This is a genomic window from Bradyrhizobium sp. AZCC 1693 (assembly GCF_036924745.1).
Lineage (GTDB): Bacteria > Pseudomonadota > Alphaproteobacteria > Rhizobiales > Xanthobacteraceae > Bradyrhizobium.
This window is the reverse complement of the sequence record NZ_JAZHSD010000001.1, coordinates 3,923,236-3,948,124: the sequence shown is the minus strand read 5'-3', so window position 1 is coordinate 3,948,124 and position 24,889 is coordinate 3,923,236. Positions and strand designations below refer to the sequence as shown.

The 24,889-nt window shown below is 64.7% G+C and carries 17 protein-coding genes and 2 pseudogenes; 7 read left to right on the top strand and 12 right to left on the bottom strand.

What is annotated here, in order from left to right; all coding sequences use genetic code 11:
* Positions 1-174: 174 nt before the first annotated feature.
* Positions 175-2,031 carry an ABC transporter transmembrane domain-containing protein gene (locus V1293_RS18830; RefSeq protein ID WP_334511351.1) on the top strand — a complete coding sequence of 619 codons (1,857 nt, stop codon included), beginning with the start codon at positions 175-177 and terminating at the stop codon, positions 2,029-2,031.
* Between the two features lie 48 nt (positions 2,032-2,079).
* Here the strand turns inward: V1293_RS18830 and V1293_RS18825 are convergent, their stop codons facing one another.
* The 3 genes from V1293_RS18825 to V1293_RS18815 form a co-directional block, all read right to left on the bottom strand.
* On the bottom strand, positions 2,080-2,529 hold the full coding sequence (locus V1293_RS18825; RefSeq protein ID WP_334511350.1) for a GNAT family N-acetyltransferase: 450 nt from the start codon (positions 2,527-2,529) through the stop codon (positions 2,080-2,082).
* The gene (locus V1293_RS18820; protein WP_334511349.1) at positions 2,529-3,557 is read right to left on the bottom strand and encodes a peptidoglycan -binding protein; all 1,029 of its coding nucleotides are present in this window, start codon (positions 3,555-3,557) and stop codon (positions 2,529-2,531) included. The genes V1293_RS18825 and V1293_RS18820 overlap by 1 nt, the downstream gene beginning before the upstream one ends.
* An 81-nt stretch (positions 3,558-3,638) precedes the next feature.
* Entirely contained in the window at positions 3,639-4,634 is a 996-nt protein-coding gene (locus V1293_RS18815; RefSeq protein WP_334511348.1) for a flagellar motor protein MotA, read from the bottom strand.
* Positions 4,635-5,211: 577 nt separating this feature from the next.
* Between V1293_RS18815 and V1293_RS18810 the strand changes: the two genes are divergently transcribed.
* Both V1293_RS18810 and V1293_RS18805 read left to right on the top strand, forming a co-directional pair.
* Positions 5,212-6,417, top strand: coding sequence for an efflux RND transporter periplasmic adaptor subunit (locus V1293_RS18810; RefSeq protein ID WP_334511347.1), 1,206 nt, complete (start codon positions 5,212-5,214; stop codon positions 6,415-6,417).
* 9 nt (positions 6,418-6,426) lie between these two features.
* Positions 6,427-9,585, top strand: a complete 3,159-nt coding sequence (locus V1293_RS18805; protein WP_334511346.1) for a multidrug efflux RND transporter permease subunit — start codon at positions 6,427-6,429, stop codon at positions 9,583-9,585.
* A gap of 591 nt (positions 9,586-10,176) precedes the next feature.
* Here V1293_RS18805 and V1293_RS18800 read toward each other — a convergent pair.
* On the bottom strand, positions 10,177-10,752 hold the full coding sequence (locus tag V1293_RS18800) for an ABC transporter substrate binding protein (protein ID WP_334511345.1): 576 nt from the start codon (positions 10,750-10,752) through the stop codon (positions 10,177-10,179).
* A gap of 207 nt (positions 10,753-10,959) precedes the next feature.
* Here V1293_RS18800 and V1293_RS18795 point away from each other — a divergent pair.
* The 4 genes and pseudogenes from V1293_RS18795 to V1293_RS18780 form a co-directional block, all read left to right on the top strand.
* Positions 10,960-12,053, top strand: a pseudogene (locus tag V1293_RS18795) (type I secretion system permease/ATPase); the annotation flags it as partial.
* On the top strand, positions 12,050-13,360 hold the full coding sequence (locus V1293_RS18790; RefSeq protein WP_334511344.1) for an HlyD family type I secretion periplasmic adaptor subunit: 1,311 nt from the start codon (positions 12,050-12,052) through the stop codon (positions 13,358-13,360). The pseudogene V1293_RS18795 and the gene V1293_RS18790, both read left to right, overlap by 4 nt.
* Positions 13,361-14,031: 671 nt before the next feature.
* Positions 14,032-14,439, top strand: a complete 408-nt coding sequence (locus tag V1293_RS18785; protein ID WP_334511343.1) for a hypothetical protein — start codon at positions 14,032-14,034, stop codon at positions 14,437-14,439.
* Positions 14,440-14,749: 310 nt separating this feature from the next.
* Positions 14,750-14,947: pseudogene (locus V1293_RS18780) on the top strand (transposase); the annotation flags it as partial.
* 202 nt (positions 14,948-15,149) lie between these two features.
* Here the strand turns inward: V1293_RS18780 and V1293_RS18775 are convergent.
* The 8 genes from V1293_RS18775 to tkt form a co-directional block, all read right to left on the bottom strand.
* Positions 15,150-15,944 carry an inositol monophosphatase family protein gene (locus V1293_RS18775; RefSeq protein WP_334511342.1) on the bottom strand — a complete coding sequence of 265 codons (795 nt, stop codon included), beginning with the start codon at positions 15,942-15,944 and terminating at the stop codon, positions 15,150-15,152.
* Between the two features lie 79 nt (positions 15,945-16,023).
* Complete coding sequence (locus V1293_RS18770; RefSeq protein WP_334511341.1) at positions 16,024-17,163, bottom strand: tetratricopeptide repeat protein; 1,140 nt, start codon at positions 17,161-17,163, stop codon at positions 16,024-16,026.
* Between the two features lie 9 nt (positions 17,164-17,172).
* Positions 17,173-17,868 carry a thiamine phosphate synthase gene (locus tag V1293_RS18765; protein ID WP_334511340.1) on the bottom strand — a complete coding sequence of 232 codons (696 nt, stop codon included), beginning with the start codon at positions 17,866-17,868 and terminating at the stop codon, positions 17,173-17,175.
* A 17-nt stretch (positions 17,869-17,885) separates the two neighbouring features.
* Positions 17,886-18,926 (bottom strand): class I fructose-bisphosphate aldolase, encoded by a 1,041-nt coding sequence (locus V1293_RS18760; protein ID WP_334511339.1) that lies wholly within the window; start codon positions 18,924-18,926, stop codon positions 17,886-17,888.
* 112 nt (positions 18,927-19,038) lie between these two features.
* Positions 19,039-20,106, bottom strand: coding sequence for a class II fructose-bisphosphate aldolase (gene fba, locus V1293_RS18755; RefSeq protein ID WP_334511338.1), 1,068 nt, complete (start codon positions 20,104-20,106; stop codon positions 19,039-19,041).
* A gap of 49 nt (positions 20,107-20,155) precedes the next feature.
* Positions 20,156-21,352, bottom strand: coding sequence for a phosphoglycerate kinase (locus V1293_RS18750; protein ID WP_334511337.1), 1,197 nt, complete (start codon positions 21,350-21,352; stop codon positions 20,156-20,158).
* Between the two features lie 126 nt (positions 21,353-21,478).
* Entirely contained in the window at positions 21,479-22,486 is a 1,008-nt protein-coding gene (gene gap, locus V1293_RS18745; protein WP_334511336.1) for a type I glyceraldehyde-3-phosphate dehydrogenase, read from the bottom strand.
* Positions 22,487-22,626: 140 nt separating this feature from the next.
* Positions 22,627-24,612, bottom strand: coding sequence for a transketolase (gene tkt / locus V1293_RS18740; protein ID WP_334511335.1), 1,986 nt, complete (start codon positions 24,610-24,612; stop codon positions 22,627-22,629).
* Between the last annotated feature and the right edge of the window lie 277 nt (positions 24,613-24,889).

Sequence of the window (24,889 nt, the reverse complement as noted above, 5' to 3'; positions counted from 1 at the left end):
ATCCTTCGGCGCGCCGGCGCCCGTCGCAAAAGTCAGGGGATACGGGATTTGGCGGCTCTATAACGTAAGCCGCCCGCCAAAACAAGCTACGTATAAGCCCTGATTGGGAATCGCCCGGATTTGCCAGAGGGGGCCGCGGGGCCTATCTGGGGGCGGCAAAACCGGTCGGATTTCATGAGCGCAGCGGAACAGCTTGAAGACGTCAAAACCACGCCTCCACGGCGTGATGCCCTGCTCGAGGAAGAGGCCTTCATCGAAGCTCAGCTGACGCAGTCGCCGGCCAGGACGAGCGCCAGGCTCCGCCCGCTGCTGGAACTGGCACCCTACGTCGCGCGCTACCGCGGACGCGCGGCGCTTGCCTTCATCTCGCTGACGGTTGCGGCGATCACCACGCTGGTGGTGCCGATCGCCGTCAGGCGCATGATCGATTTCGGCTTCAGCCCCGAAGGCATCGCCCTGATCAACAGCTATTTCAGCGTCATGATCGCCATTGTCGCGGTGCTGGCTGCGGCAAGCGCGTCGCGCTACTACCTCGTCATGACGATCGGCGAGCGCATCGTCGCCGATATCAGGCGCGACGTGTTCGCGCATCTGGTCTCGCTGTCGCCCGCGTTCTTCGATTCCGCGCGCTCGGGCGAACTGGTGTCGCGGCTGACCGCCGATACCACCCAGATCAAATCCGCGGTCGGCGCGTCGCTATCGATCGCGCTGCGCAACATGATGCTGTTCATCGGCGCCACCGCCATGATGGTGATCACGAGCCCGAAATTGTCGGGCTTCGTGCTGCTGGCGATTCCGCTGATCGTGATTCCGCTTGTCGCGTTTGGGCGCTGGGTGCGGCGGCTGTCGCGCAACGCCCAGGATACGCTGGCGGACGCCAGCGCCTACGCCTCCGAACTGATCGGCGCGATCAGGACCGTGCAGGCCTATACCAGCGAGCGGATGGCGACGGCCCGCTTCGGCGGCGAGGTCGAGCAGGCCTATGAGGCGGCGCGCAGCTCGACGCGGGCGCGGGCGGTGCTGACGCTGATCATCATCTTCATCGTGTTCTCCAGCGTCGTGGCGATTCTCTGGGTCGGCTCGCACGACGTACTGACCGGCCAGATCACGCCGGGCCGGCTCGGCCAGTTCGTGCTGTATGCGGCGTTCGCGGCCACCGGTCTCGGCCAGCTCAGCGAAGTCTGGGGCGAAGTGTCGGCCGCCTCGGGCGCCGCCGAGCGGCTGTTCGAAATCCTGCGGGTCAAATCGCAGATCGCGGCCCCGCCGCAGCCGGCAGCGCTGCCGCAGCCTGCGCGCGGCGACGTCGGGTTTGAAAATGTCAGCTTCGCCTATCCGGCGCGGCCCGACGTGCTTGCGATCGACAACGTCTCGCTCGCGGTCAAGGCAGGAGAAAAAGTCGCGATCGTCGGACCGTCAGGGGCGGGCAAGAGCACGCTGTTTCATCTCCTGCTGCGCTTCTACGATCCCGCACTCGGCACGATTTCGCTCGACGGCGTGCCGGTCAAGTCGGCCGATCCGGTTGACGTGCGCTCGCGCATCGCGCTGGTGCCGCAGGATTCGGTCGTGTTCGCAGCTAGCGCGCGCGAAAACATCCGCTTTGGCCGGCCAGATGCGACTGATGCCGAAGTCGAGCGCGCCGCCGATCTGGCCCATGCCACCGAATTCCTGCGCCGGCTGCCTGATGGATTCGAGGCACAGCTCGGCGAGCGCGGCGTGACGCTGTCCGGCGGCCAGCGCCAGCGCATCGCGATCGCGCGCGCGATCCTGCGCGACGCGCCACTATTACTGCTCGACGAAGCCACTTCCGCGCTCGATGCCGAAAGCGAGACGCTGGTACAGACCGCGCTGGAAGAATTGATGCGCCACCGCACCACGCTCGTCATCGCCCATCGCCTTGCCACCGTATTGTCCTGCGACCGCATCCTGGTGATGGAGCAGGGCAGGATCGTCGAACAGGGCACGCATGCGGAGCTGGTTGCAGCGAACGGGCTGTACGCGCGGCTGGCGCGGCTGCAGTTCGAGGGGATTTGAGTCTCGCCGACATTGCTACAATTGCGCCGTTGGAGTGGGCAATGACGACTATCCCTTCCACGCCATCTTCAGTACCGGCCTTCCCGACGTCGGGTTCACGTCCTCGCCGGCATGCGCAAAGCCGTTGCGTTCGTAGAAGCGGATGGTGCGCGTGTTATCCTTGTTGACCAGAAGCGTGATGCGATCGGGCGACAGGCGTTTCGCCTCGTCGACCAGCGCGCCGGCAAGTTTCGAGCCCCAGTGATTCGGGCTGACCACGAGCTGGTCGAGATAGCCGCTGCCATCGATCGTCACGAAGCCTGTCAGCGCATCCGCCTGTTCGGCGACGATGATCTGGGCGTTCGGCACCAACTCGTTGCGCCAGCGTTCGCGCCACCATGCCACGCGGGCGGTGAAATCAATCGAAGGGTAGGCCTGCTGCCACGTCAGCCGCCACAGCTCGATCGCCGCGTCTTCGTCCTCGGCGCGATAGGGACGGAGCGTGAAATCTGCGGTCACTACCGTTCCGTCAGCTTCAGTTCGATGCGGCGGTTACGCTTGTAGGCGTCTTCGTTGGGAGCGGGATCGAGCGGCTGGAATTCGGCAAAACCGGCGGCGACCAGCCGCTGCGCGGGGACGCCGAGGAAAACCAGATATTGCACCACGGAGATGGCGCGCGCCGACGACAATTCCCAGTTCGACTTGAACAGCGGCGAGTTGATCGGCCGCATGTCGGTGTGGCCGTCGACCCGCAGCACCCAGGCGATCTCGCTCGGAATCTGCTTGTCCAGATCGATCAGCGCGGTGGCGAGCTTGTCGAGCTCGGCGCGGCCCTCGGGCAGCAGCAAAGCCTGACCGGTGTCGAAAAATACTTCCGACTGAAACACAAAACGGTCGCCGACGATGCGGATATCGGGGCGATTGCCCAGAATAGCGCGCAGGCGGCCGAAGAATTCCGAACGGTAGCGCGACAATTCCTGCACGCGCTGCGCCAGCGCGACGTTCAGGCGCTGGCCGAGATCGGCGATCCGCCCCTGCGATTCCTTGTCGCGCTTCTCGGAAGCCTCCAGTGCTTCCTCAAGCGCTGCGAGCTGGCGGCGCAGCGCGCTGATCTGCTGGTTCAGCACCTCGATCTGGGCGAGCGCCCGCGAACTCACCGTCTTTTCGGATTCCAGCGCCTTGTTGAGCTCGTTGGCGCGGCCCTGGGCGTCGCCGCCGGCGCCGGCCAGCCCGTCGTAAAGTCCCTTGATGCGGTCGCGCTCGCCCTCCGCGGCGGCGAGGCCGGCGCGCAATTGCCCGATCTGGTCGTCGAGCGCGATCTTGCCGAGCTTTTCCAGCGACAGCAGGTCGTTGAGCTGCGCAATCTTGGCGTTGAGCTGCTCCAGCGCCTTGTCCTTGCCGGTGACTTCCTGCGACAGGAAGAACTGCACCACCAAAAACACCGACAGCAGGAACACGATCGACAGCACCAGCGTCGACAGTGCGTCGACGAACCCCGGCCAGTAGTTGAAACCGGAATCATTGCGGCGTGCACGGGCGAGGGCCATTGGTTGTCTCCACTATCGTGTCCCGGCTCTGCGTCGCATCACCGGCGTGCTGCGCCGCGTCCGGGACGCGAACCTTCCGCTTCAGCTCTTCTCGGGCTGTTTGGCGATCCGCTCCAGCAGCTTCTTGATCTCGCGGTTCTGCTCGCCCTGGCCGTCGGCCCATTCGCGGATCATCTGCTGCTCGGTGCGCATATGCGCGACCAGGCCCTGGATGGCCTCGGCGAGGTTGGCCATCGCCGCCGTGGTGCTGCGGCTGCCGCCGCTCTCTTCAACCACCGTGCGTATCCGTTCCATCGCATGCTGCAATTCGCCGCCGAGGCCGGATGCGCCATCGCCATATTCACGCACGGTGGAGGCGAGCCAGTCCTCGAGGTCGGTATAGAAGCGGTTCTGCGCCTGGCTCGACTGCAGGTCGAGAAAGCCCAGGATCAGGGAGCCGGCGAGGCCGAACAGCGAGGACGAGAACGAAATGCCCATGCCGCCGAGCGGCGCCGCCAGCCCCTCCTTCAGGGTGTCGAACAGGGAGCCGGCATCGCCGCCGACCTTCAAGCCCTCGATCACCTTGCCGACGGAACCGACGGTTTCGATCAGGCCCCAGAAGGTGCCGAGCAGGCCGAGGAACACTAAAAGTGCCGTCATGTAGCGGGAGATGTCGCGCGCTTCGTCCAGCCGGGTCGCGATGGAGTCGAGCAGATGCCGCATGGTCTGCTGCGAGATCGTCATCCGCCCAGCGCGCTCACCGCCGAGGATCGCGGCCATCGGCGCCAAGAGCTTCGGCCGCCGGTCGATCGCAAGCCCGGGATCCGCGATGCGGAAATTGTTGACCCAAGCGATCTCGGGATAGAGCCGGATCACCTGCCGGAAGGCGAGGATGGTGCCGATCAAGAGCACCGCGCCAATCAGCGCGTTGAGGCCGGGATTGGCAAAGAACGCCGCGATGATCTGCTTGTAGAGCACGACCGTGATCAGCGCGCACAGCACCAGGAAGACCAGCATCCGCACCAAAAAGATCCGGGGCGAGGATAGTTTGCTCAGTTCGATCTCCATTTCGGAGCGGGAGGAGTGGCCTGAGGGCATTTGCGGGTGTCATCCGTTACGAAAAGCCGCGCTGGGGAACCAATATGGCACAGCGGGCTGGAGAAAAAAGCTGGGAAGCCGCGATTTCGGGTAGACGATGATGGAACCTCTTTCCGAAACCCGGCTTTGACATCAACGTATTTTGGAACGCTTCGATGTCCAACCGGGATTTTCGCCACCGCAGGCCTGTGTGGTTACGCTGATGGCAGCGAGCGGGAGTCAGCCATCATTGGCTGAGGGCGGCCGGCAGCTGGTCTTAACTGATTCGTGCTGGGCGCCGCGCGTTCCGGCATCTGCTCCAGTCTCATGCAGCCAACGATAGGTTCCTACGCTTGCTTTCGAAACGTTGCGATGGAGCCGGCTCACAATTGAGTGAATCCGAGAAATCAGCGCTAATTCAGCGCGATAGCGTCGTGTGACATTGGGCCGCCGGGAAACCGTATTGCGTCGCAGCAGGCTCCCCCTATCCTGTATGCCATCAACCGTGAGTTACGAGACCTCCTGACGACGTCCTCTTACGAAAACGTCGCGAATGCTCAATTCGCGCTTTCCAACCTGAACTGGGGCAATGCTTTCAATGTCCGGACTACGAACGCGATCGGCATGCATCGTTTTGATGTTGACTGCGATGGCGCCGCTTTTGGCTGGCTGCAATGAACCGATCGCGGCGACCGCCGCGGCAAAACCCGCCGAGCCTGAAGTCGGCACCTTTACCGTACGGCCCCAGTCCCGCGCCCTCGTGCGCGAATTGCCGGGCCGGATCTCTCCCACCCGGGTTTCGGAAGTTCGGGCGCGGGTTTCGGGCATCGTCGTCGAGCGCCTGTTCCAGCAGGGCACCGAGGTGAAAGCCGGCGATCCGCTGTACCGGATCGACCCCAAGCCGTTCGAGGTGGAACTGCAGGCGAGCGAGGCCGCGCTGGACAAGGCAGTGGCTGCGTTTGATCTCGCCACCCAGCATGCGCGGCGTATCGCGACACTGACCAGCCAGCGCGCGGCGCCGGAAGTGGAGAACGAAAAGGCGATCGCGGCGCAACGTCAGGCCGAGGCCGAAGTCGGCAGCCGCAAGGCCGAAGTCGCGCGCGCAAAACTCAATCTCGATTACGCGACGATCCGTGCGCCGATCAGCGGCGTCGTCGGCGCCGCGCTGGTGAGCGAAGGCGCGCTGGTGATCCAGAACGACACCACCAGCCTCGCCACCATCCAGCAGCTCGACCCGATCTACGCCGACTTCACCCAATCGGTCTCGGAGATGCACAAGCTGCGCCGTGCGTTTGACAGCGGCGATCTCGACCGGATCGCGCCCGACGCGGCCAAGGTCCGCCTCGTGCTCGACGACGGCACGCTCTACCCGATCCCGGGCAAGCTCTTGTTCTCGGAAGCCAAGGTCGATGCCTATACCGGGCAGGTCACGCTGCGCGGACAGTTTCCGAATCCGCATCGCGAGCTGCTGCCGGGCATGTATGTCCGCGTCCTGATAGAACAGGGTATCGATTCCGACGCCATCGCGGTGCCGCAGCAGGCGATCCAGCGCGACGCCGGCGGCGGCAGCGAGGTGTTCGTGGTCAAGGACGACGGCCGCGTGGCGACGCAGCCGGTGCGCACCGGCGCGGTGCAGGACGGCCTGTGGCTGGTCAGCGAGGGCCTCAAGGACGGCGACCGCGTCATCGTCGACGGGTTCCAGAAATTCGTGCCCGGCGACAAGGTCAAGTCAAAGTCGTGGATCGATGCGGATGCCTCGGTTGGTACGATACCGGGCGCACCGGCGGCGCAAGCCGCGCGCTGAGATCGAGATATGCCCTCCTTCTTCATTGACAGGCCGATCTTCGCCTGGGTGGTTGCGCTTTTCATCTGTTTGATCGGCGCGATTTCGATTCCGCTCTTGGCGGTCGCGCAATATCCGATCATCGCGCCGCCCTCGATCTCGATCTCGACCAGCTATCCCGGCGCGTCGCCGGAAAACCTCTACAACAGCGTCACGCGGCTGATCGAGGAGGAGCTGAACGGCGCTTCCGGCATCCTCAATTTCGAATCCACCTCTGACTCGCTGGGGCAGGTCGAAATCATCGCCAATTTCGTGCCGGGCACCGAAACCGGCGCGGCTTCGGTCGAAGTGCAGAACCGCCTCAAGCGCGTCGAGGCGCGGCTTCCGCGCGCCGTGATCCAGCAGGGCATCCTGGTCGAGGAAGCTTCCTCCGCCGTGCTGCAGATCATCACGCTGAACTCGACCGACGGCTCGCTCGATGAAATCGGCCTCGGCGATTTCATGATCCGCAACGTGCTCGGCGAAATCAGGCGCATTCCCGGCGTTGGCCGCGCCACGCTCTATTCCACCGAGCGTTCCCTGCGGATCTGGGTCGATCCGGCAAAACTCGTCGGCTACGGCCTCACCGCCGACGACGTCAACAAGGCGATATCGGCGCAGAACGCGCAGGTCGCCTCCGGCAGCGTCGGCGCCGAGCCGAGCACGCCGGAGCAGAAGATTTCCGCGCTGGTGCTGGTGAAGGGCCAGCTCTCCTCGCCCGACGAGTTCGGCGCGATCACGCTGCGCGCCAATCCGGACGGATCTACCGTGCGGCTGCGCGACGTCGCGCGCATCGAGATCGGCGGCTTGAGCTATCAGTTCAACACGCGGCTCAACGGCAAGCCGACCGCGGGCCTTTCGGTGCTGCTGTCGCCGACCGGCAACGCGCTCGCGACCGCGAGCGCCGTCGAAGCCAAGATGAAAGAACTGTCAAAATTCTTTCCGGCCAATATCGGCTACGAAATCCCCTACAACATCACCCCGGTCGTCAAGGCCTCGATCAACAAGGTGCTGATGACGCTGGTCGAGGCGGTGGTGCTGGTCTTCATCGTGATGTTCCTGTTCCTGCAGAACATCCGCTACACCATCATCCCGACCATTGTGGTGCCGGTGGCGCTGCTCGGCACCTGCGCGATGCTGATGGCGGCCGGCTATTCCATCAACATGCTGACCATGTTCGGCATGGTGCTGGCGGTCGGCATCCTCGTCGACGACGCCATCGTCGTGGTCGAGAACGTCGAGCGCATCATGGCGGAAGAGGGCCTGCCGCCGAAGGAAGCGACCCGCAAGGCGATGACGCAGATTACCAGCGCCATCATCGGCATCACGCTGGTGCTGATGGCGGTGTTCGTGCCGATGGCGTTCTTTCCGGGATCGGTCGGTATCATCTACCGCCAGTTCTCGGTCACGATGGTGTCCGCGATCGCCTTCTCCGCGCTGCTGGCGCTGTCGCTGACGCCGGCTTTGTGCGCGACGCTGCTGAAGCCGGTCGAAGCCGGCCACGGCCATGCGCGCAAGGGCGTGTTCGGCTGGTTCAACCGCGTGCTGGATTCCGGCCGCGGCGGCTACACGCGCACCGTCAAGGGTTCGCTGAAGCGCACCGGGCGCTTGATGCTGATCTATGCCGCACTGCTGATTGGCCTCGGCTGGGCGTTCGTCCGGCTGCCCGGCGGCTTCCTGCCGGTCGACGACCAGGGCTTTATCACGACCGACGTGCAGACGCCGTCCGACTCCTCCTATGCCCGCACCGAGGCTGCCGTCGAGGGCGTGGAGAAGTATCTGCTCAACCGTGCGGGCGTCGAGGATGTCACCTTCCTGACCGGCTTCAGCTTCCTCGGCCAGGGCATGAACACCGCGCAGGCTTTCATTACGCTGAAGGACTGGTCGGAGCGGGGGCCGAAGGATGCCGCGTCCGCCATCGTCGCCGACATCAACCGCGAGCTGTCGTCGATCCGCGACGCCAGGATTTCCGCGCTGCAGCCGCCGCCAATCGACAATCTCGGCAATTCCTCGGGCTTCTCGTTCCGCCTGCAGGACCGCGGCCAGAAGGGCTATCCGGCGCTGGTCGCTGCGTCCGATCGCCTGATCGCGGAAGCCAATGCCAGCCCGGTGCTGCAGAAGGTCTATGTCGAGGGCCTGCCGCAGGCGCCGCAGGTCAATCTGATGATCGACCGCGAAAAGGCCGGCGCATTCGGTGTCACTTTCGAGGACATCAACCAGACGATTTCGACCAATCTCGGCTCGAACTACATCAACGACTTCCCGAACCGCGGGCGGATGCAGCGCGTCATCGTGCAGGCCGACCGCGCCAGCCGCATGAACGCCGACGACATCCTCAATTACAACGTCAAGAACAGCCGCGGGCAGTTGGTGCCGTTCTCCGCCTTCGCCACGGTGCAGTGGTCGAAGGGGCCGACGCAGATTGCGGGCTTCAACTATTATCCCGCCGTGCGCATCTCGGGCGAGGCCAAACCCGGCTTCACCTCCGGCGACGCCATCGCCGAGATGGAGAGGCTTGCGAACAAGCTGCCGCGCGGCTTCGGTTTCGAATGGACCGGGCAGTCGCTGCAGGAAAAGCTGTCGGGCTCGCAGGCGCCGTTCCTGCTCGGCCTCTCGGTGCTGGTGGTGTTTCTGCTGCTCGCCGCGCTCTATGAGAGCTGGACCATTCCGCTTGCAGTCCTGCTGACGGTGCCGCTCGGCATCTGCGGCGCGGTGATTGCCGCCACGATGCGCGGCCTGCCGAACGACGTCTATTTCACCGTCGGCCTGATCACGATCATTGGCCTGGCGGCAAAGGACGCCATCCTCATCATCGAATTCGCCAAGGATCTGCGCGCGCAAGGCAAGCCGCTGATCGAGGCAACGATCGAAGCGTGTTCGTTGCGCTTTCGCCCGATCCTGATGACGGGCCTCGCCTTCGTCTGCGGCGTGCTGCCGATGGCGATCGCGACCGGCGCCGGCGGCGCCAGCCAGCAAGCGCTCGGCACCAGCGTCATGGGTGGCATGATCGCGGTGGTGATTCTGGCGCTATTGATGGTGCCGGTGTTCTTTGTCTCAGTGCAGCGCGTGCTGGCGGGGGACCGGGAGAAGGTGGAGGAGGCGGCGGCCGTGAGCGAGCCATACGGGCCGCCTGCGCCGGTGAAGCCGTAGACACTGTGATGCTCCGTGACCCCGCGACGCCAGGGCTTCGCCGGGACTTGCGGTCTTGGGCCGTCGAGAAACTTTGGCGTAGGCGGCGGCCGATGCATCCAGTCCGTGAACTCATAAAGTTGCCGGGCTGACACCGCGCCAGAGTCCGCCATGCCCCGATAGCCGACGTGCCGCTGCCTAGCAGCGAAACGACGCTATGTGCCATTGGCGGACTGATGCATCGCAGCAGGTAACAGCTTCATTCGTCGGCGAACATGTAGAGTTGCGGCGGGATGGTGACACCAAGGGCGTGGGCGGTCTTGCGATTGATGGTGAGATGGAACCTCGTGGGCTGCTCGATTGGCAGTTCACCTGGCTTTGCACCCCTGAAAATCTTGTCACGAAGGTCGCAGCACGCCGCAAGAAATCCTTGATGCTTTCACCATAACGCATCAACCCGCCGGCCTCGACATATTCGCGGTTCACGAACATGGAAGGCAGACTGCCTGGAGTGCCAGCTCCGCGATCCGTTGCCGATGGAGCAACAAGGTTGCGTCCGCACCGGCCATGATCGCGCCAACACGTTGGCCGGCGAACGTGGCGAACGCGCTCTCAATTTCCGGCAAGTTGCGCGCTTCCACAGGCACGATGGCGAGGCCTGCGATCCGGGCCGCTGCCCCTGCACTCGTAAGGACGGCGGACGAGTTTGGATTGCCGGTATTTACGAGAAATCCGATGCAAGGCGGTTTTGGAATAATGGTGGGCAAGCTCAATTTGCTTCGGCGAAGTGTCATCCGCTGACCCGGCCAGCCTAGTGGTGTTGCCGCCGGGACGCGCCAGGCTCGCGACGAAGCCGTTGCCGACCGGATCGATCGAGTAAGCCATGACGATGGGAATGGTGCTGGTTGCCTGCTGAACCGGGCGAATCGCTGCTCCCGTCGCCAGCACGAAGACGTCGACTCTCGATTGTACGAGCTCGGCGGCAAAGCCTGGGATGCGCCCATAGCTTCCCTCCGCAAGCGCCACTCCATGTGATGAAATCTTTGCCTTCGACGTAGCCCAGCTCGCGCATACCCTGGGGAATGCAGCAACGATAGGGAATGATATGGTGCGAGAGCCGCCAGCAATAAGCCCGATCCGCCGTACCTTGCCTGCGGCGTCCCGCGCCACGACGTCGTCGAACGCCAACGTGGACCGCCTTACGGGCGCTCGGGCTGACGACCGCGCGCAAACGATCGCGGACTAGACGAGCCGATGTCCAGGCGATGTCATTACAACACCGCGCGCATTCACTCTGTGCTCAAGCTGGCCGACACAAACATTGATCATACAGCGCTTGCCAGAACAAATACGCTCGCTGCCGCGGCTCATCCCAAAGAGGTACCCTCTAAAGACCTAATCGCCCAGCGCAACGCACTCGCCGAGGCCAGCCGCCGCAACGCCGAGGTATTGCAGGCCATGGGCATGCGCGGGCGCCTTGCCGCGCGCTGGGCGGAGGCCAATGAAAGCTACATGGCCACCCAGCGGCGCGCCGCCGATATCGCCGGCGGTTTCGGCTCCGTTTCCAAAGTGCTGCGCATGGTGCTGCAATCGGCGGTGCTCGGCGTCGGCGGCTATCTCGTTATCATCCAGGAGGCGAGCGCCGGAATCATCATCGCCGGCGCGATCCTCACGTCCCGCGCGCTCGCTCCGGTCGAACTCGCCATCGCCCACTGGAAAGGCATGGTCGCTGCCCGTGCAAGGCCCTCGCCGTCGAGGCCGTCACCGTGGCGCCGCCGGGCGAGCAGCACGTCGTGGTGCAGGAGGCCTCTTTCGCGCTCAAGCCGGGACAGGGGCTCGGCATCGTCGGCCCGAGCGCGTCGGGCAAGTCGTCGCTGGTGCGCGCCATCGTCGGCGTGTGGGTGCCGGCACGCGGCAAGGTGCGGCTGGACGGCGCCGCGCTCGAACAATGGAGCTCGGAGGCGCTCGGCCGCCATATCGGCTATCTGCCGCAGGACGTCGAGCTGTTCGCCGGCACGGTGGCGCAGAATATCGCCCGCTTCGAGCCTGAGCCCGATGCGGAGGCGATGATCGCCGCAGCGAGCGCCGCCGGTGTGAACGAGATGGTGCTGCGACTGCCGAACGGCTACGATACACAGATCGGCGAAGGCGGCACGGCGCTCTCGGCCGGACAGCGGCAGCGCATCGCGCTCGCCCGCGCACTCTACCGCGATCCCTTCCTGGTTGTGCTCGACGAGCCCAATTCCAATCTCGACGCCGACGGCGATCAGGCCCTGACGCAAGCCATTATGGGCGTACGCGCGCGAGGCGGCATTATCATCGTCGTCGCGCATCGCACCAGCGTGCTCGCCGGCGTTGACCAGCTGATCGTGATGGCCGAAGGGCGCGTGCAGGCGTTCGGACCCAAGGACACGCTGCTGGCCAAGATGATGCAGCCGCGGCCAACGCCGGTGCCGCTCAAGGTCGTGGCCGAGGGGGCGAACCCATGATCCGCGAGCCGGTGAGCGCGATCCCGACCACGATCCGCCAGCATTTGCGCGCTGGCCTCACGGCGGTCATCGTTCTCGCCGGCGGCGTCGGCGGCTGGGCCGCCACCACGGAACTGGCCGGCGCCGTCATTGGCTCCGGCACGCTGGTGGTCGACAGCTACACCAAGAAGGTGCAGCACCCGACCGGCGGCGTGGTCGGCGAACTCAACGTCCGCGAGGGCGCCAAGGTGAAGGCCGGCGACGTGGTTGTGCACCTCGACGAGACGGTAACGCGGGCCAATCTCCTGATCGTTGTAAAAAGCCTCGACGAGCTGGCGGCGCGCCGGGCACGGCTCGAGGCGGAACGCGACGACCAGGACCGTCTCGACTTTCCCGCGGACCTCACCGCGCGTGCGTCCGATCCGGACGTCAATCGGCTGATCGTCGGCGAGCACAAGCTGTTCGAGCTCCGCCGCGCCGCCCGCGCCGGCAAGAAGGCGCAGCTCAACGAGCGCGTCGGCCAGCTTCGGGAGCAGATCCGCGGGCTCGAAGAGCAGATCCTGGCGAAAGACCGCGAGACCACCTTCATCGACCAGGAACTCGTGGGCGTGCGCGACCTGTGGCGCAAGAACCTGGTCCAGATCTCGCGCCTGACGGCGCTTGAGCGCGATGCGGCGCGCCTGCATGGCGAACGCGGCGCTTTAATTGCCGCCACCGCCGAAACCAAGGGCCGAATCACCGAGACCGCGCTGCAGATCATGCAGATCGATCAGGACCTGCGCAGCGAGGTGGGACGGGACCTCGCGGAGATTCGCGCGAAAACCTCGGAGCTGGTCGAGAAACGGGTGGCCGCCGAGGATCAGCTCAAACGCATCGATATCCGCGCGCCGCAGGACGGCACCGTGCATCAGCTGGCCCTGCACACCGTCGGCGGCGTCATCAGCGCCGGCGAGCAGATCATGCTCATCGTCCCCACCCACGACGCGCTCGTCGTCGAGGTGCGCATCCCCCCGCATGAGATCGACCGCGTGTCGGTCGGCCAGCCGGTGCTGTTGCGCTTTACGGCCTTCAACCAGCGCACCACTCCGCAGCTCAACGGCGCAGTGAGCAACGTGTCCGCCGACGTCGCAGTCGACCAGAAGAGCGGGGTGAGCTTCTATGTGGTCCGCATCGCCGTTCCCGAGGTGGAGCTCGCGCGCCTCGGCGACTTGAGGCTGATCGCCGGCATGCCGGTCGAAGCCTTCATTCAGACCGGCCAGCGCACGGTGATGTCCTACCTCGCCAAGCCGCTCTCCGATCAGCTGATGCGCGCCTGGCGCGAGCGCTAGCGTCTGCGGGCGCGCAGCGAGGCCGGCGCCGCGCCGCTCCGGGCCAACGCCGCCGAATAGATCGGGCGATCGCGCGAACTGGGGCGTGCTTTCACAAATCAGAAACATGAAACTCGGGTCGATGTCCGCTCAGCTCCTAAAAGCGGCGCGAACGCGGACATCATTGGAGGTCCGAGAAGTGCCACAGCACCTCATCCGCGGCACTCAAATCCCCATAGCTCACGCCGCGCCATCCACGTCCCCCTCCCGCGGTTTCCTCCCTCGGAGGTTTGCGTACGCCGGCCCCCGTGTGCGCCGCGCCACCTTCATGGGGCCGGCATCCGCAAACCTTCACATTAGCCTACGTGCTGCTGCATAGCAGCGAAACGACGCTATGTGCCAACTCCCGACATTCCTGGGAGCCGCAGTCATCGCCTCGGACGGGATGGCAATCGGATCTCCGGGCGGAACCACCTGTTTCTCAGGCGCGTTAAGTCGCGCAGAATGTAGTTGCCCTTGAAGCGGGACGTGCCGAAATCATCGTTCGGGGCGGACAAGCAGCATTGGTGCCATCGGCAGGCGCGCGCTCTGAAGAGACCGACCCTTTTTTCGGTTTCGCACCACCATTCACATTCCACGAAATGCGCACGCCGCTTCTGCGGCGGCTGTCGCGTGACCTCTGGAGAAAAGCGATGAACAAGATCGATCGAAGGTCAGCATTGGGAATCGGGTTGGCAGCGGCTTCGGCGGCTATGATGAAGCCCGCCGCTGCTCAAACCACGGGCTACAAGGATGCGACGCCGTGGCCAGGTGTCGTGGTGCGCGCTTACGATGGCGAGACACCATCCATCATCCCCGGTTTTAAGACCGTCTCAATGCGCGATGTCATTATGCAGCCGGGATCGAAGACTATGGGTCCCCCGATGGAGAATGCCATGGTCTGCCATATCACTGAAGGGGAGATGCGGCTCGAGCAGGAGGGAAAGACCTTTACGGCCAAGAAGAACTTTGTCTGGACCTGCAACAAGGACACAAAAGAGCAGGCGTTCAACGATGGGAACGTGGTCGCAATCATGCGGATCACGGACCTGAAGGCTTAAGGCTCGTTTCTTCCTAAGAGACCCATTGCGGGTGCGGATGGCGTACTCGACGAGGCGCCATCCGCGCGCAATGTAGACCGCCAATGGGTTGCCATTGAGCACACAGGCTGCCCTGAAAGATGCGAGAAGGCGCCGCCGCCGAGAGTCTTATTTGGGTCAATGGCTACACGAGCGACCCAGCGGCAAGTCCGGCTATTTCGGCTATGCCCCCAAAGCGGAAGTAAATTCAGAGCGGTTTCGCTATAGGCCGGTGCGGGTTGATGGCGCTACCGCAGACGTGATTCAAGCTTCGAAACCGGAGCCTCAAATCATGCGCTGCGAATTCAGCGAACATGAGTGGACCGCCATTAAGCCGATGCTGCCGAACAAGCCGCGCGGCGTTCGGTGGGTAGATGACCGCCGCGTGCTCGATGCCATCGTTTGGGTGCTGCGTTCAGGCGCGCCATGACGCGACCTGCCAGCGACCGATGGTCCCCGCACGACTTGTTACAATCGCTTCGTTCGGTGGATGATGATCTTGTCTCGCTGATTTGCCCGACGTGTCAAATGACTACTTCGGCACTCGACGAGTGCCGGCTACTGTGCATGGGGTTGTTTTCAATATTTTGGCTGGGAGCGCCGAGGCTCCTCCGTGTCCTTTCGCCGCTCCCGGAGGGATGCATCACCCGATCGCGGGTGATGACGACGGCGCGTGGCTTGGAACCGTCGCCCTACTTCCCCAGCGGCCCCAGAATCTTCACCAATTCCCCGTGCACGAACTCATTCCCGCACAACACATTCCCCGTCTTCAGCGCGTCGTCCTTGCCGCCGATGTCCGAGATCGTCCCGCCCGCCTCCCGCACCATGATCTGCCCCGCCGCGATGTCCCAAGGCGAGAGATTGCGTTCCCAGTAGCCGTCGAGGCGGCCGGCGGCGACGAAGGCGAGGTCGAGGGAGGCGGCGCCGAAGCGGCGGAAGCCGGCGACCTTGTTCTGTAGCGCCGCCATTTCCTTCAGCGCCAGCTCATGATCGCCGCGGCCGATATGCGGCAGGCCGCAGGCAACCACGCATTCGTTGAGCTGGCGGCGGCCGGCGACGCGCAGCCGCTGGTCGTTGAGGAACGCGCCCTTGCCGCGTTCGGCGATGTAGAGCTCGTCATTGGCGGGGTTGTAGATCACGCCGGCAATGATGGTGTCTTCGCGCCGCAAGCCGATCGAGATCGCAAATTGCGGGATGCCGTGCAGGAAGTTGGTGGTGCCGTCCAGCGGATCGACGATCCAGGTGTGGGTCTTGTCGGCGCCTTCGCGGCTGCCGCCTTCCTCGCCGATGAAGCCGTAGCCCGGCCGCGCCTTGGCGAGATCCTCGTACAGCATTTCCTCGGCGCGCTTGTCGGCCTTGGTGACGAAGTTCGCGGGTCCCTTCAGCGACACCTGGAGATGCTCGATCTCGCCGAGGTCGCGCTTGAGGTTGCGGCCGGCGCGGCGCGCGGCTTTCACCATGACGTTGATAAGGGCTGAATACAGCATGATGTGAGCTTATGGTGCGAGGGAACGGCCCAATGCCGTCAGGGGGTTGGGGACTGGGTGCCCTGCAGATGTGCCGCCGTCAAGGCGTCCATTTGCCGGCGGTGCCGGTCCATTTTTTCGCCGCCGCCTCGACCTTGGCGCGATCCTCGGGGCTGAGCTCCGAGAACCGCTCATCGAGCTCGGGGTCGCCCTTGCCGGCGGTCTTGGCGACAAGGTGCCACTTCAGGCCTTCGATCTTGTCCACCGGCACCCCCAGTCCGCTCACCAGCACGCGGGCGAGGCGGTTCTGCGCGATCGGCGAGTTCTGCCGTGCCGCCTTGCGCAGCAGCGCGACCGCCGCGGCCTGGTTCTTCGGCGTGCCGGTGCCGTTGAACAGCGCGATGGCGTACTCGACCTCGGCGTCGACATTGTCGGCCAGCGAAGCCGCCTGCAACAGCCGCACCGCCCGCTCGAGGTCCTTCGGCACGCCATTACCTTCCTTGTAGAAGGTCGCGAGCGCGTACTGCGCCTCCGGGTTGCCGGCGTCGGCCGCGGCGCGCAGCAGCTCGGCGGCGCGCTTGACGTCCTGCGGCAGCGTGTTGCCGTCGAGATAGAGCAGCGCCAGATTGTAGGCCGCCTTGGGGCTGCCGAGCTTGGCCGCGGAGGCCAGCAGCTTCACCGCCTGGTCGCGGTTGGTGGCGCCGCCGCGGCCGGACAGTCGCATCATGGCGAGCGCGAACATGCCTTCGCGGTCGCCGGCGTCCGCCGCGCGCTGGTACCAGTCAGTGGCCTTCGCATAGTCGCGCTTGATGCCGAGCCCGTTGGCATAGAGCTCGCCCAGCATCGTCATCGCCTTGGCGTCGCCGTTATACTGCGCGCGCGTGATGGCGAGATCGAAGGCCGTCTTGTAGAGGCCGCGCTGATAGGCGCCGTAGACGCTGTCGACGTTCGGATCCTCGAAGGCGGCCGTCGGCGAGGGGGAGGGCGCAGGCGTTGCCGCGGGCTTGGTCGTTACCGCCGGCTTGAGCGGCGCCGACGGTGCCGGTGCCGGCGTCGGCGTCGGTGTCGCAGCGGGCTTTTTCGCAGCGGTCGGCGCCTTTGGTTTGGGCGCTTCCTTTTTCGCAGCCGGAGGGCTCGCGGGCGGCTGCGCGGCAGGCGGCGTCAGCGAGATCTGCGCGGTGGCGCCGGCCATCGTCATCAACAGGCTCGCAAGCAGCGATATGGGACGCAGGAGTTTCATGGTCCGGCGTTATCCGTGCCCAGCCTTGTCCGTACCAGCCTTGGCCTTTCCGAACGCTGTGTCGTACGCTTGCGCGATTGCCTGCCCGGCATCGGTCAGCGCCGCCTTGGCGCCGCGCGGATCGGTCCAGATGAAATCGCCGACCAGCACAAAATCCGCGCCGGCGGCGGCGAATTCGGCAGCCTCCTCGCGCGATGCGGCAAAGCCGATGCAAGGCGGTTCGAACAGTTCGTCCCACCATTGCAGGCGCTCGGCGATCGCCTCGGTCGAGGGCCGCTGCCCCTTGGCGTCGGGCTCGCCGAACAGCACGTAGTCCGCGCCGCTTTCGCCCGCGGCCATCGAATCGTGCCGCGTCGCAAGGCCGCCGACGCCGGCAATGCGGTCAGGCTTCAGCGACGGCAACGCATCTTCCAGCGCGGCGAGGCCGTTCAGATGCGCGCCATCGGCGCCGGCGCGCGCCACCAGTTCGGTATGACCGTCGAGCAGCAGCGCTGCGCCGGCATTCTGGATCACGGGCGCCAGTGTCTTCACGTGCGAAATCATGGTGCGCTGATCGGTCGGCTTCAGTCGCAGCAGCACCGCCGCGACGTCGGCCGCCGCCAACAGCTCCGGAAGCAGGCTTGCGAGCTGCGACGGATCGTCCACCTCTGAAGTCGCGAGATAGAGGCGCGGCGCCGGGCGCGGCGGAACGGGTTTGTTGGCCAAGTGTTTGTTAGCCAAGTCTAGGCGACCTTCTTTTCAAGGCCGGTTTCCCACTCGCCCTTGCTCGCCAGCGCATTCATCCGCGCACGGTGCGTGAAGGCGCGCTGGCCCGCGGCGATATTCTCGGCCTTACCCGACCACGCCTTTTGCGGCGCCGCCTGCAGCGCGCGGCCATAGGAGAACGTCAGCTTCCAGGGCAAGCCGCCGATCCGGTTCATGGCGTTCAGATGTGCGGTCGCGTCCTCGTCGGACTGTCCGCCGGAGAGGAAGGCGATGCCCGGCACCGCCGCGGGAACGCACGCCTTCAACAGCCGCACGGTCTTGTCGGCGACTTCCTCGACGGGAGCCTGCTTCGCGCACTTCTTGCCTGAAATCGCCATGTTGGGTTTCAGCACCATGCCTTCGAGTTCGACGCGCTGCACCCGCAATTCCTGGAACGTCTCGTTCAGCACACGCTGGGTCACGTCATAGCAGCGGTCGATATCGTGATCGCCGTCCATCAGCACTTCCGGTTCCACGATCGGCACGATCTGCGCCGCCTGGCACAGCGCCGCATAGCGCGCCAGCGCGTGCGCGTTGACGCTGATGGCGGTCATCGTCGGAATGCCCCGGCCGTCAGTGCCGCCGCCGATATCGATCACCGCGCGCCATTTGGCAAAGCGCGCGCCGCGCTCGTAATATTTCTTCAGGCGCTCGGCGAGCTTGTCGAGGCCGACAGTCACCAGTTCGCCCGGACATTGCGGCAGCGCTTGCGTCCCCTCATCGACCTTGATGCCGGGGATCGCGCCGGACTGCTCGATCAGCTTGACCAGCGGCGTGCCGTCCTTTGCGTTCTGCCAGATCGTCTCGTCGTACAGGATCACGCCCGAGACGTACTTGCTCATCGCCTCGGTGGAGCGGAACAGCATCTCGCGATAGTCGCGGCGGTTCTCCTCGGTCGATTCGACCTTGATGGCGTCGAAACGCTTCTTGATCGTGCCCGAGGATTCGTCGGCGGCGAGAATGCCCTTGCCCGGGGTGACCATGGCGAGGGCAACCTTGTTGAGGTCAGCAAGATTCATCGAAGTTCTCCAGAAACATCATGCCCTTGCGCACCAAAATAGGCGGTTCTCGGGCAATTGCCTAGAAAACGTTCGTCGCAGCGGGGGTGTTTGCGAGGCGCCGGCGGCCTGCTCAGGCAACCCGCGGGTCCAGTTCACCCTTGGTGTAGCGCTTGGCCATTTCGGCCGTCGTCAGCACCTTCTTGATCTTGCCGGCCTGGCCCGCGGTATTGAATTCCTGCAGCCGCTGCTTGCACAGCTTGGCCATCGCTTCCATCGCCGGCTTGAGATATTTGCGCGGATCGAACTCTTCCGGATTGTCCTTCAGCACTTTGCGGATCTGCCCAGTCATCGCCATGCGGTTGTCGGTGTCGATGTTGATCTTGCGCACGCCGTTCTTGATGCCGCGCTGAATTTCGGACACCGGCACGCCCCAGGTCGGCTTCATCTTGCCGCCATTGGCGTTGATGATCTCCTGCAGGTCCTGCGGCACCGAGGACGAGCCGTGCATCACGAGATGCGTGTTCGGCAGCTTGCGATGGATTTCCTCGATCACCTTCATGGCGAGGATGTCGCCGTCCGGCTTGCGAGTGAACTTGTAGGCGCCGTGCGAAGTGCCCATCGCGATCGCCAGTGCGTCGACCTTTGTCTCCTTGACGAACTTCACGGCTTCATCGGGATTGGTGAGCAACTGGTCGTGCGACAGCTTGCCTTCGGCGCCATGGCCGTCTTCCTTGTCGCCCATGCCGGTCTCGAGCGAGCCGAGTACGCCGAGTTCGCCTTCCACCGAGATGCCGCCGAGATGGGCCATGTCGGTGACGGTCTTGGTCACGCCGACATTGTAGTCCCAGTCGCCGGGGGTCTTGCCGTCGGCCTTCAGCGAGCCGTCCATCATCACCGACGTGAAGCCGGACTGGATCGCAGTCATGCAGGTGGCGGGTTCATTGCCGTGATCGAGATGCACGCAGACCGGGATCTGCGGATAGATTTCGGTGACGGCGTCCATCATGTGCCTGAGCATCACGTCATTGGCGTAGGAGCGCGCGCCGCGCGAAGCCTGGATGATGACGGGAGCATCGAGCGAGGAGGCGGCCTCCATGATGGCCAGCGCCTGCTCCATGTTGTTGATGTTGAACGCCGGCACCCCGTAATCGTGCTCTGCCGCATGATCGAGCAGTTGACGCAAGGTAATGCGAGCCATTCAAATTCTCCTGTAGTTGCCGCGCCTTTGGCGCTCCATTAGTCCTGGTCTAACGCAGTTTCAGAACTTCCACGCCGGGCAGCGGTTTGCCTTCCATCCATTCGAGAAACGCGCCGCCAGCCGTCGAAACATAGGAAAAATCGTCGGCCACGCTGGCCTGGTTCAGCGCCGCGACGGTGTCGCCGCCGCCGGCAACCGAGATCAGTTTCTTGGCCTTGGTCCGCTCGGCCGCATGCTTGGCCGCTACCATTGTGCCGCGGTCGAACGGCGTCATTTCGAACGCGCCGAGCGGGCCGTTCCAGACCAGCGTCTTGGCGTCGTCGATCGCGGCATGAATCCGCGCGGTTGATTGCGGGCCGACGTCGAGGATCATGCCGTCGGCCGGAATGGCGTCGAGGCCATAGGCGTGCGAGGGCGAGTTGGCCGCGAAGTGATACGCGACCACGGCATCGACGGGGAGGATGATGGCGCAGTTCGCCGCACTGGCCTTTTCCATGATGCGCAGCGCGGTTGCCGCGAGATCTTTCTCCGCCAGCGACTTGCCGACGCCGACGCCCTGCGCGTGCAGGAAGGTGTTGGCCATGCCGCCGCCGATGACCAGCGCATCGACCTTTGTCACCAGGTTTTCCAGCAGATCGATCTTGGTCGATACCTTGGCGCCGCCGATGATCGCGATCACGGGCTTGGTCGGCGCGTCCAGCGCTTTGCCAAGTGCGTCGAGTTCGGCCTGCATGGTGCGGCCGGCATAGGCGGGCAGCTTGTGGCCGAGGCCTTCGGTCGTAGCATGCGCGCGGTGCGCGGCCGAGAACGCGTCGTTGACCCAGATGTCGCCGAGCTTGGCGAGTTCGGCTACGAACGCCGGATCGTTCTTCTCTTCCTCCTTGTGGAAGCGGGTGTTTTCCAGGCAGAGGATGTCGCCGTCCTTCATTGCGGCCACGGCCTTGGCCGCGGCCTCGCCGATGCAATCCTCGGCGAAGGCAACCGGCTTCTTGATGACCTGTCCCAGCGCCGCTGCGACGGGTTTGAGCGAATCCTTGGCGTCGCGTCCCTTCGGCCGGCCGAAATGGGCGAGCAGGACGACCTTGCCGCCCTTGTCCGAAATTTCGGTGATGGTCGGCGCGACGCGCTCGAGCCTGGTCGCGTCGGAGACGCGGCCGTTCTCCATGGGCACGTTGAGGTCGACGCGCAGCAGGACGCGCTTGCCCTTCACGTCGACGTCATCGAGGGTGCGGAATGATTTTGTCATTGGCGGGTCTCTTGTCCCGGCGCACTGCGGCACGAAGTGCCGCTGTGCAGAACCGGGACCTACATTGCATGGGTCCCGGCTCTGCGTCGCGTCACTTCGTGCCGCGCCGCGTCCGGGACACGAGACTTACAGGAGCTTGCCCATTGCGACGGCGGTGTCTGCCATGCGGTTCGAAAAACCCCATTCATTGTCGTACCAGGACATCACCCGCACCAGCGTGCCGTTCTGCACCTTGGTCTGGTCCATGTGGAACGTGGACGAGTGGGGATCGTGGTTGAAGTCGATCGAGACGTTCGGCGCCGTGGTGTAGCCAAGGATGCCCTTGAGCTGCTGCTCCGAGGCGCGCTTCATCGCCTCGTTGATTTCCTTCACGTCGGTCTTGCGCTGCGCGACGATCTTCAGATCGACCACCGAGACGTTCGGGGTCGGCACGCGGATCGCGACGCCGTCGAGCTTGCCCTGCAATTCCGGCAGCACCAGGCCGATGGCCTTGGCCGCACCGGTGGAGGTCGGGATCATCGACATCGCAGCAGCCCGGCCGCGGTAGAGATCACTGTGCAGGGTGTCGAGCGTCGGCTGGTCGCCGGTATAGGCGTGGATCGTGGTCATGAAGCCGGTCTCGATGCCGACGGTGTCGTTCAGCACCTTGGCGACCGGCGCCAGGCAGTTGGTGGTGCAGGAGCCGTTGGAGACGACCAGATGATCCTTGGTCAGCTTGTCGTGATTGACGCCGTAGACGATGGTCGCGTCGGCGCCGTCTGAGGGGGCCGAGACCAGCACGCGCTTGGCGCCGGCGGTCAGGTGCGCGGTGGCCTTGGCCTTGGCGCTGAAGATACCCGTGCATTCCATCGCGATGTCGACGCCGAGTTCTTTCCACGGCAGCTTTGACGGATCGCGCTCGGCGGAAACCTTGATCCTGCCATTGCCGACGCTGATCGAGTCGCCGTCGACGGTGACGATGCCGGGGAACCGGCCATGCACGGAGTCGAAACGCAGCAGATGGGCGTTGGTCTCGACCGGGCCGAGATCGTTGATGCCGACCACCTCGATATCCTTGCGGCCGGATTCCGCGATGGCCCGCAAGATATTGCGGCCGATGCGGCCAAATCCGTTGATCGCGACCCGGACTGCCATGCTCGTTTCTCCTCTTATAGCCGGTGCCGGCCCCGCGGAGACGTTCCACGGAGGTGCTTACGGCGGAACGCCCGGTTCGGCCGGGCGGGAACGGTCAAGATGGGGGTCTAGGTAATCCTTTTTCCCAGCAATCTCAACCGTCACCCCAAGCGCTTCAGGGCAGCATTAACGGCGGCCTCGGCGGTAATTCCGAAGTGCTTGAAAAGGTCCTTGGCGGGGGCGCTGCCGCCGAAACCGTGCATGCCCACGAATTCACCATCCTGGCCGATCACGGCGTCCCAGCCCCAGCGTACCGCGGCCTCGATGGCGACCTTGACCGGCGCGTTGCCGATGATGGCCTTCCGCCGGTCCGCCGGCTGCGCCAGCAGCAATTCGAGCGAGGGTACCGAGACCACCCGCGACGCGATGCCGCGCTCAGCGAGCTGTTTCTGGGCGGCCACCGCGATCTCGACCTCGGAGCCCGAGGCGAACAGCGACACTTTGGCCTCGCCCTGTGCCGCGACCAGCTCATAGGCGCCATGCGCGCAAGGATTATCGTTCGGCGCCGAGGTGCGGAGTTGCGGCAGGTTCTGGCGGGTCAGCGCCAGCACCGTCGGACCGTCCACACGATTGAGCGCCAGTTCCCAGCATTCGGTTACCTCGACGGCATCGCAGGGCCGGAATACGCGCATGTTGGGAATCGCACGCAGGGCGGCGAGATGTTCAACCGGCTGATGCGTCGGGCCGTCCTCGCCGAGCCCGATCGAATCATGGGTCATCACGTAGACGACGCCCGCGCCCATCAGCGCGGCCAGCCGTATCGCCGGCCGCGCGTAGTCGGTGAACACCAGGAAGGTGGCGCCGTTCGGCGCAAAACCGCCGTGCAGGAAGATGCCGTTCATGCATGCAGCCATGCCGTGCTCGCGGATGCCGTAATGGATGAAGCGGCCCTTCGGCGTCTTGGCCGAGAACGCCACCGCCGATTTGGCCTTGTTGTTGTTGGAGCCGGTGAGGTCGGCGGAGCCGGCGAGGAATTCCATCGGCATCGCCGATGCAATCGCCTCGATCGCCGATTCGGAGGATTTCCGCGTGGCGACATTCTGCGGCGTTTCCAGCAGCGCCTTCTTGTGCGCCCGCAGCGCCTTCGCAAGCGAAGCCGGCCGCTCGTGCCGCATCCGCCGCTCGAACTCGGCGCGCTTGCGACTGCCGAGTTCGTCGAAGCGGGCCTGCCACTCTTCGCGTGCGCTGGCGCCGCGGCTGCCGGCGGCGCGCCAGGCTTTCAGCACGTCGTCGGGCACCGAAAAGGCTTCCAGCGAAATGCCGAGCTTTTCCTTGGCGCCTTTGAGCTCGTCGGCGCCGAGCGCCTCGCCATGGGCCTTTGCGGTGCCCGCCCGCGTCGGCGCGCCATAGCCGATGGTGGTCTTGCAGGCGATCAGCGACGGCTTGCTGGATTTCTGCGCGCGGGTGATTGCCGCTGCAATCGCCTTCGGATCATGGCCGTCGATCAGCTCGGCTGCCCAGCCGGCGGACTTGAAGCGCTTCACCTGGTCGACCGAATCGGCGAGCGATGTCGGGCCGTCGATCGAGATGCCGTTATCGTCGTACAGCACGATCATCTTGTTGAGCTTCCAGTGTCCGGCCATCGCGATCGCTTCCTGCGACACGCCTTCCATCAGGTCGCCGTCGGACGCGAGCACGTAGGTGTGATGCCCCACCACCTTCTTGCCGAACTCGGCGACCAGCATCTTCTCCGCCAGCGCCATGCCGACCGCGGCGGCGATGCCCTGGCCGAGCGGGCCGGTGGTGGTCTCGACGCCGCTGGTCTCGAAGTTCTCGGGGTGTCCCGGCGTCTTGGAGCCGAGCTGACGGAAATTCCTGATCTGATCGAGCGTCATGTCCTTGTTGCCGGTCAGGTACAGCAAGGCATAGAGCAGCATCGAGCCGTGTCCGGCCGACAGCACGAAGCGGTCGCGGTCCGGCCAGTTCGGGGCACTGGCGTCGAATTTGAGGAACTGTGTGAACAGCACGGTCGCGACGTCGGCCGCGCCCATCGGCAAGCCCGGGTGGCCAGATTTCGCCTTTTCGACGGCATCCATGGCAAGCCCGCGAATCGCATTGGCCATACGGGTATGATCGACCTGCGTCATGATGAAATTCCGCCTGAAATGAGGTGCTTGGTTACGGGGTACGTACCGGGCGAAGGGCCGCAATACGGGCGTGGATTAGGGGAAAGTCGGGGCTGGATAGCACCTCAATCCCCGTGAGTCCAAGGCGAGGAATCGCCCTTTTGGTGCGAAAAGTTGCTTAGCAGTGCATAGCTTCGCGCGGGCGTTGCGATTCGCTCGCTTGCCACGTAAATTTCGTGCTCTAACCGCTTGCCGAACCGCGGATTTTGCTGCCGTGCGGCGGGCCTACGCGAAGGTG

Coding starts and splice junctions, on each gene's coding strand:
- V1293_RS18815 (WP_334511348.1), bottom strand. CDS start 4,634: ATGCCCTCAGGCCACTCCTCCCGCTCCGAAATGGAGATCGAACTGAGC.
- V1293_RS18820 (WP_334511349.1), bottom strand. CDS start 3,557: ATGGCCCTCGCCCGTGCACGCCGCAATGATTCCGGTTTCAACTACTGG.
- fba (WP_334511338.1), bottom strand. CDS start 20,106: ATGGCTCGCATTACCTTGCGTCAACTGCTCGATCATGCGGCAGAGCAC.
- V1293_RS18810 (WP_334511347.1), top strand. CDS start 5,212: ATGTCCGGACTACGAACGCGATCGGCATGCATCGTTTTGATGTTGACT.
- V1293_RS18770 (WP_334511341.1), bottom strand. CDS start 17,163: ATGAAACTCCTGCGTCCCATATCGCTGCTTGCGAGCCTGTTGATGACG.
- gap (WP_334511336.1), bottom strand. CDS start 22,486: ATGGCAGTCCGGGTCGCGATCAACGGATTTGGCCGCATCGGCCGCAAT.
- V1293_RS18760 (WP_334511339.1), bottom strand. CDS start 18,926: ATGAATCTTGCTGACCTCAACAAGGTTGCCCTCGCCATGGTCACCCCG.
- V1293_RS18750 (WP_334511337.1), bottom strand. CDS start 21,352: ATGACAAAATCATTCCGCACCCTCGATGACGTCGACGTGAAGGGCAAG.
- V1293_RS18785 (WP_334511343.1), top strand. CDS start 14,032: ATGAACAAGATCGATCGAAGGTCAGCATTGGGAATCGGGTTGGCAGCG.
- V1293_RS18805 (WP_334511346.1), top strand. CDS start 6,427: ATGCCCTCCTTCTTCATTGACAGGCCGATCTTCGCCTGGGTGGTTGCG.
- V1293_RS18830 (WP_334511351.1), top strand. CDS start 175: ATGAGCGCAGCGGAACAGCTTGAAGACGTCAAAACCACGCCTCCACGG.
- V1293_RS18775 (WP_334511342.1), bottom strand. CDS start 15,944: ATGCTGTATTCAGCCCTTATCAACGTCATGGTGAAAGCCGCGCGCCGC.
- tkt (WP_334511335.1), bottom strand. CDS start 24,612: ATGACGCAGGTCGATCATACCCGTATGGCCAATGCGATTCGCGGGCTT.
- V1293_RS18790 (WP_334511344.1), top strand. CDS start 12,050: ATGATCCGCGAGCCGGTGAGCGCGATCCCGACCACGATCCGCCAGCAT.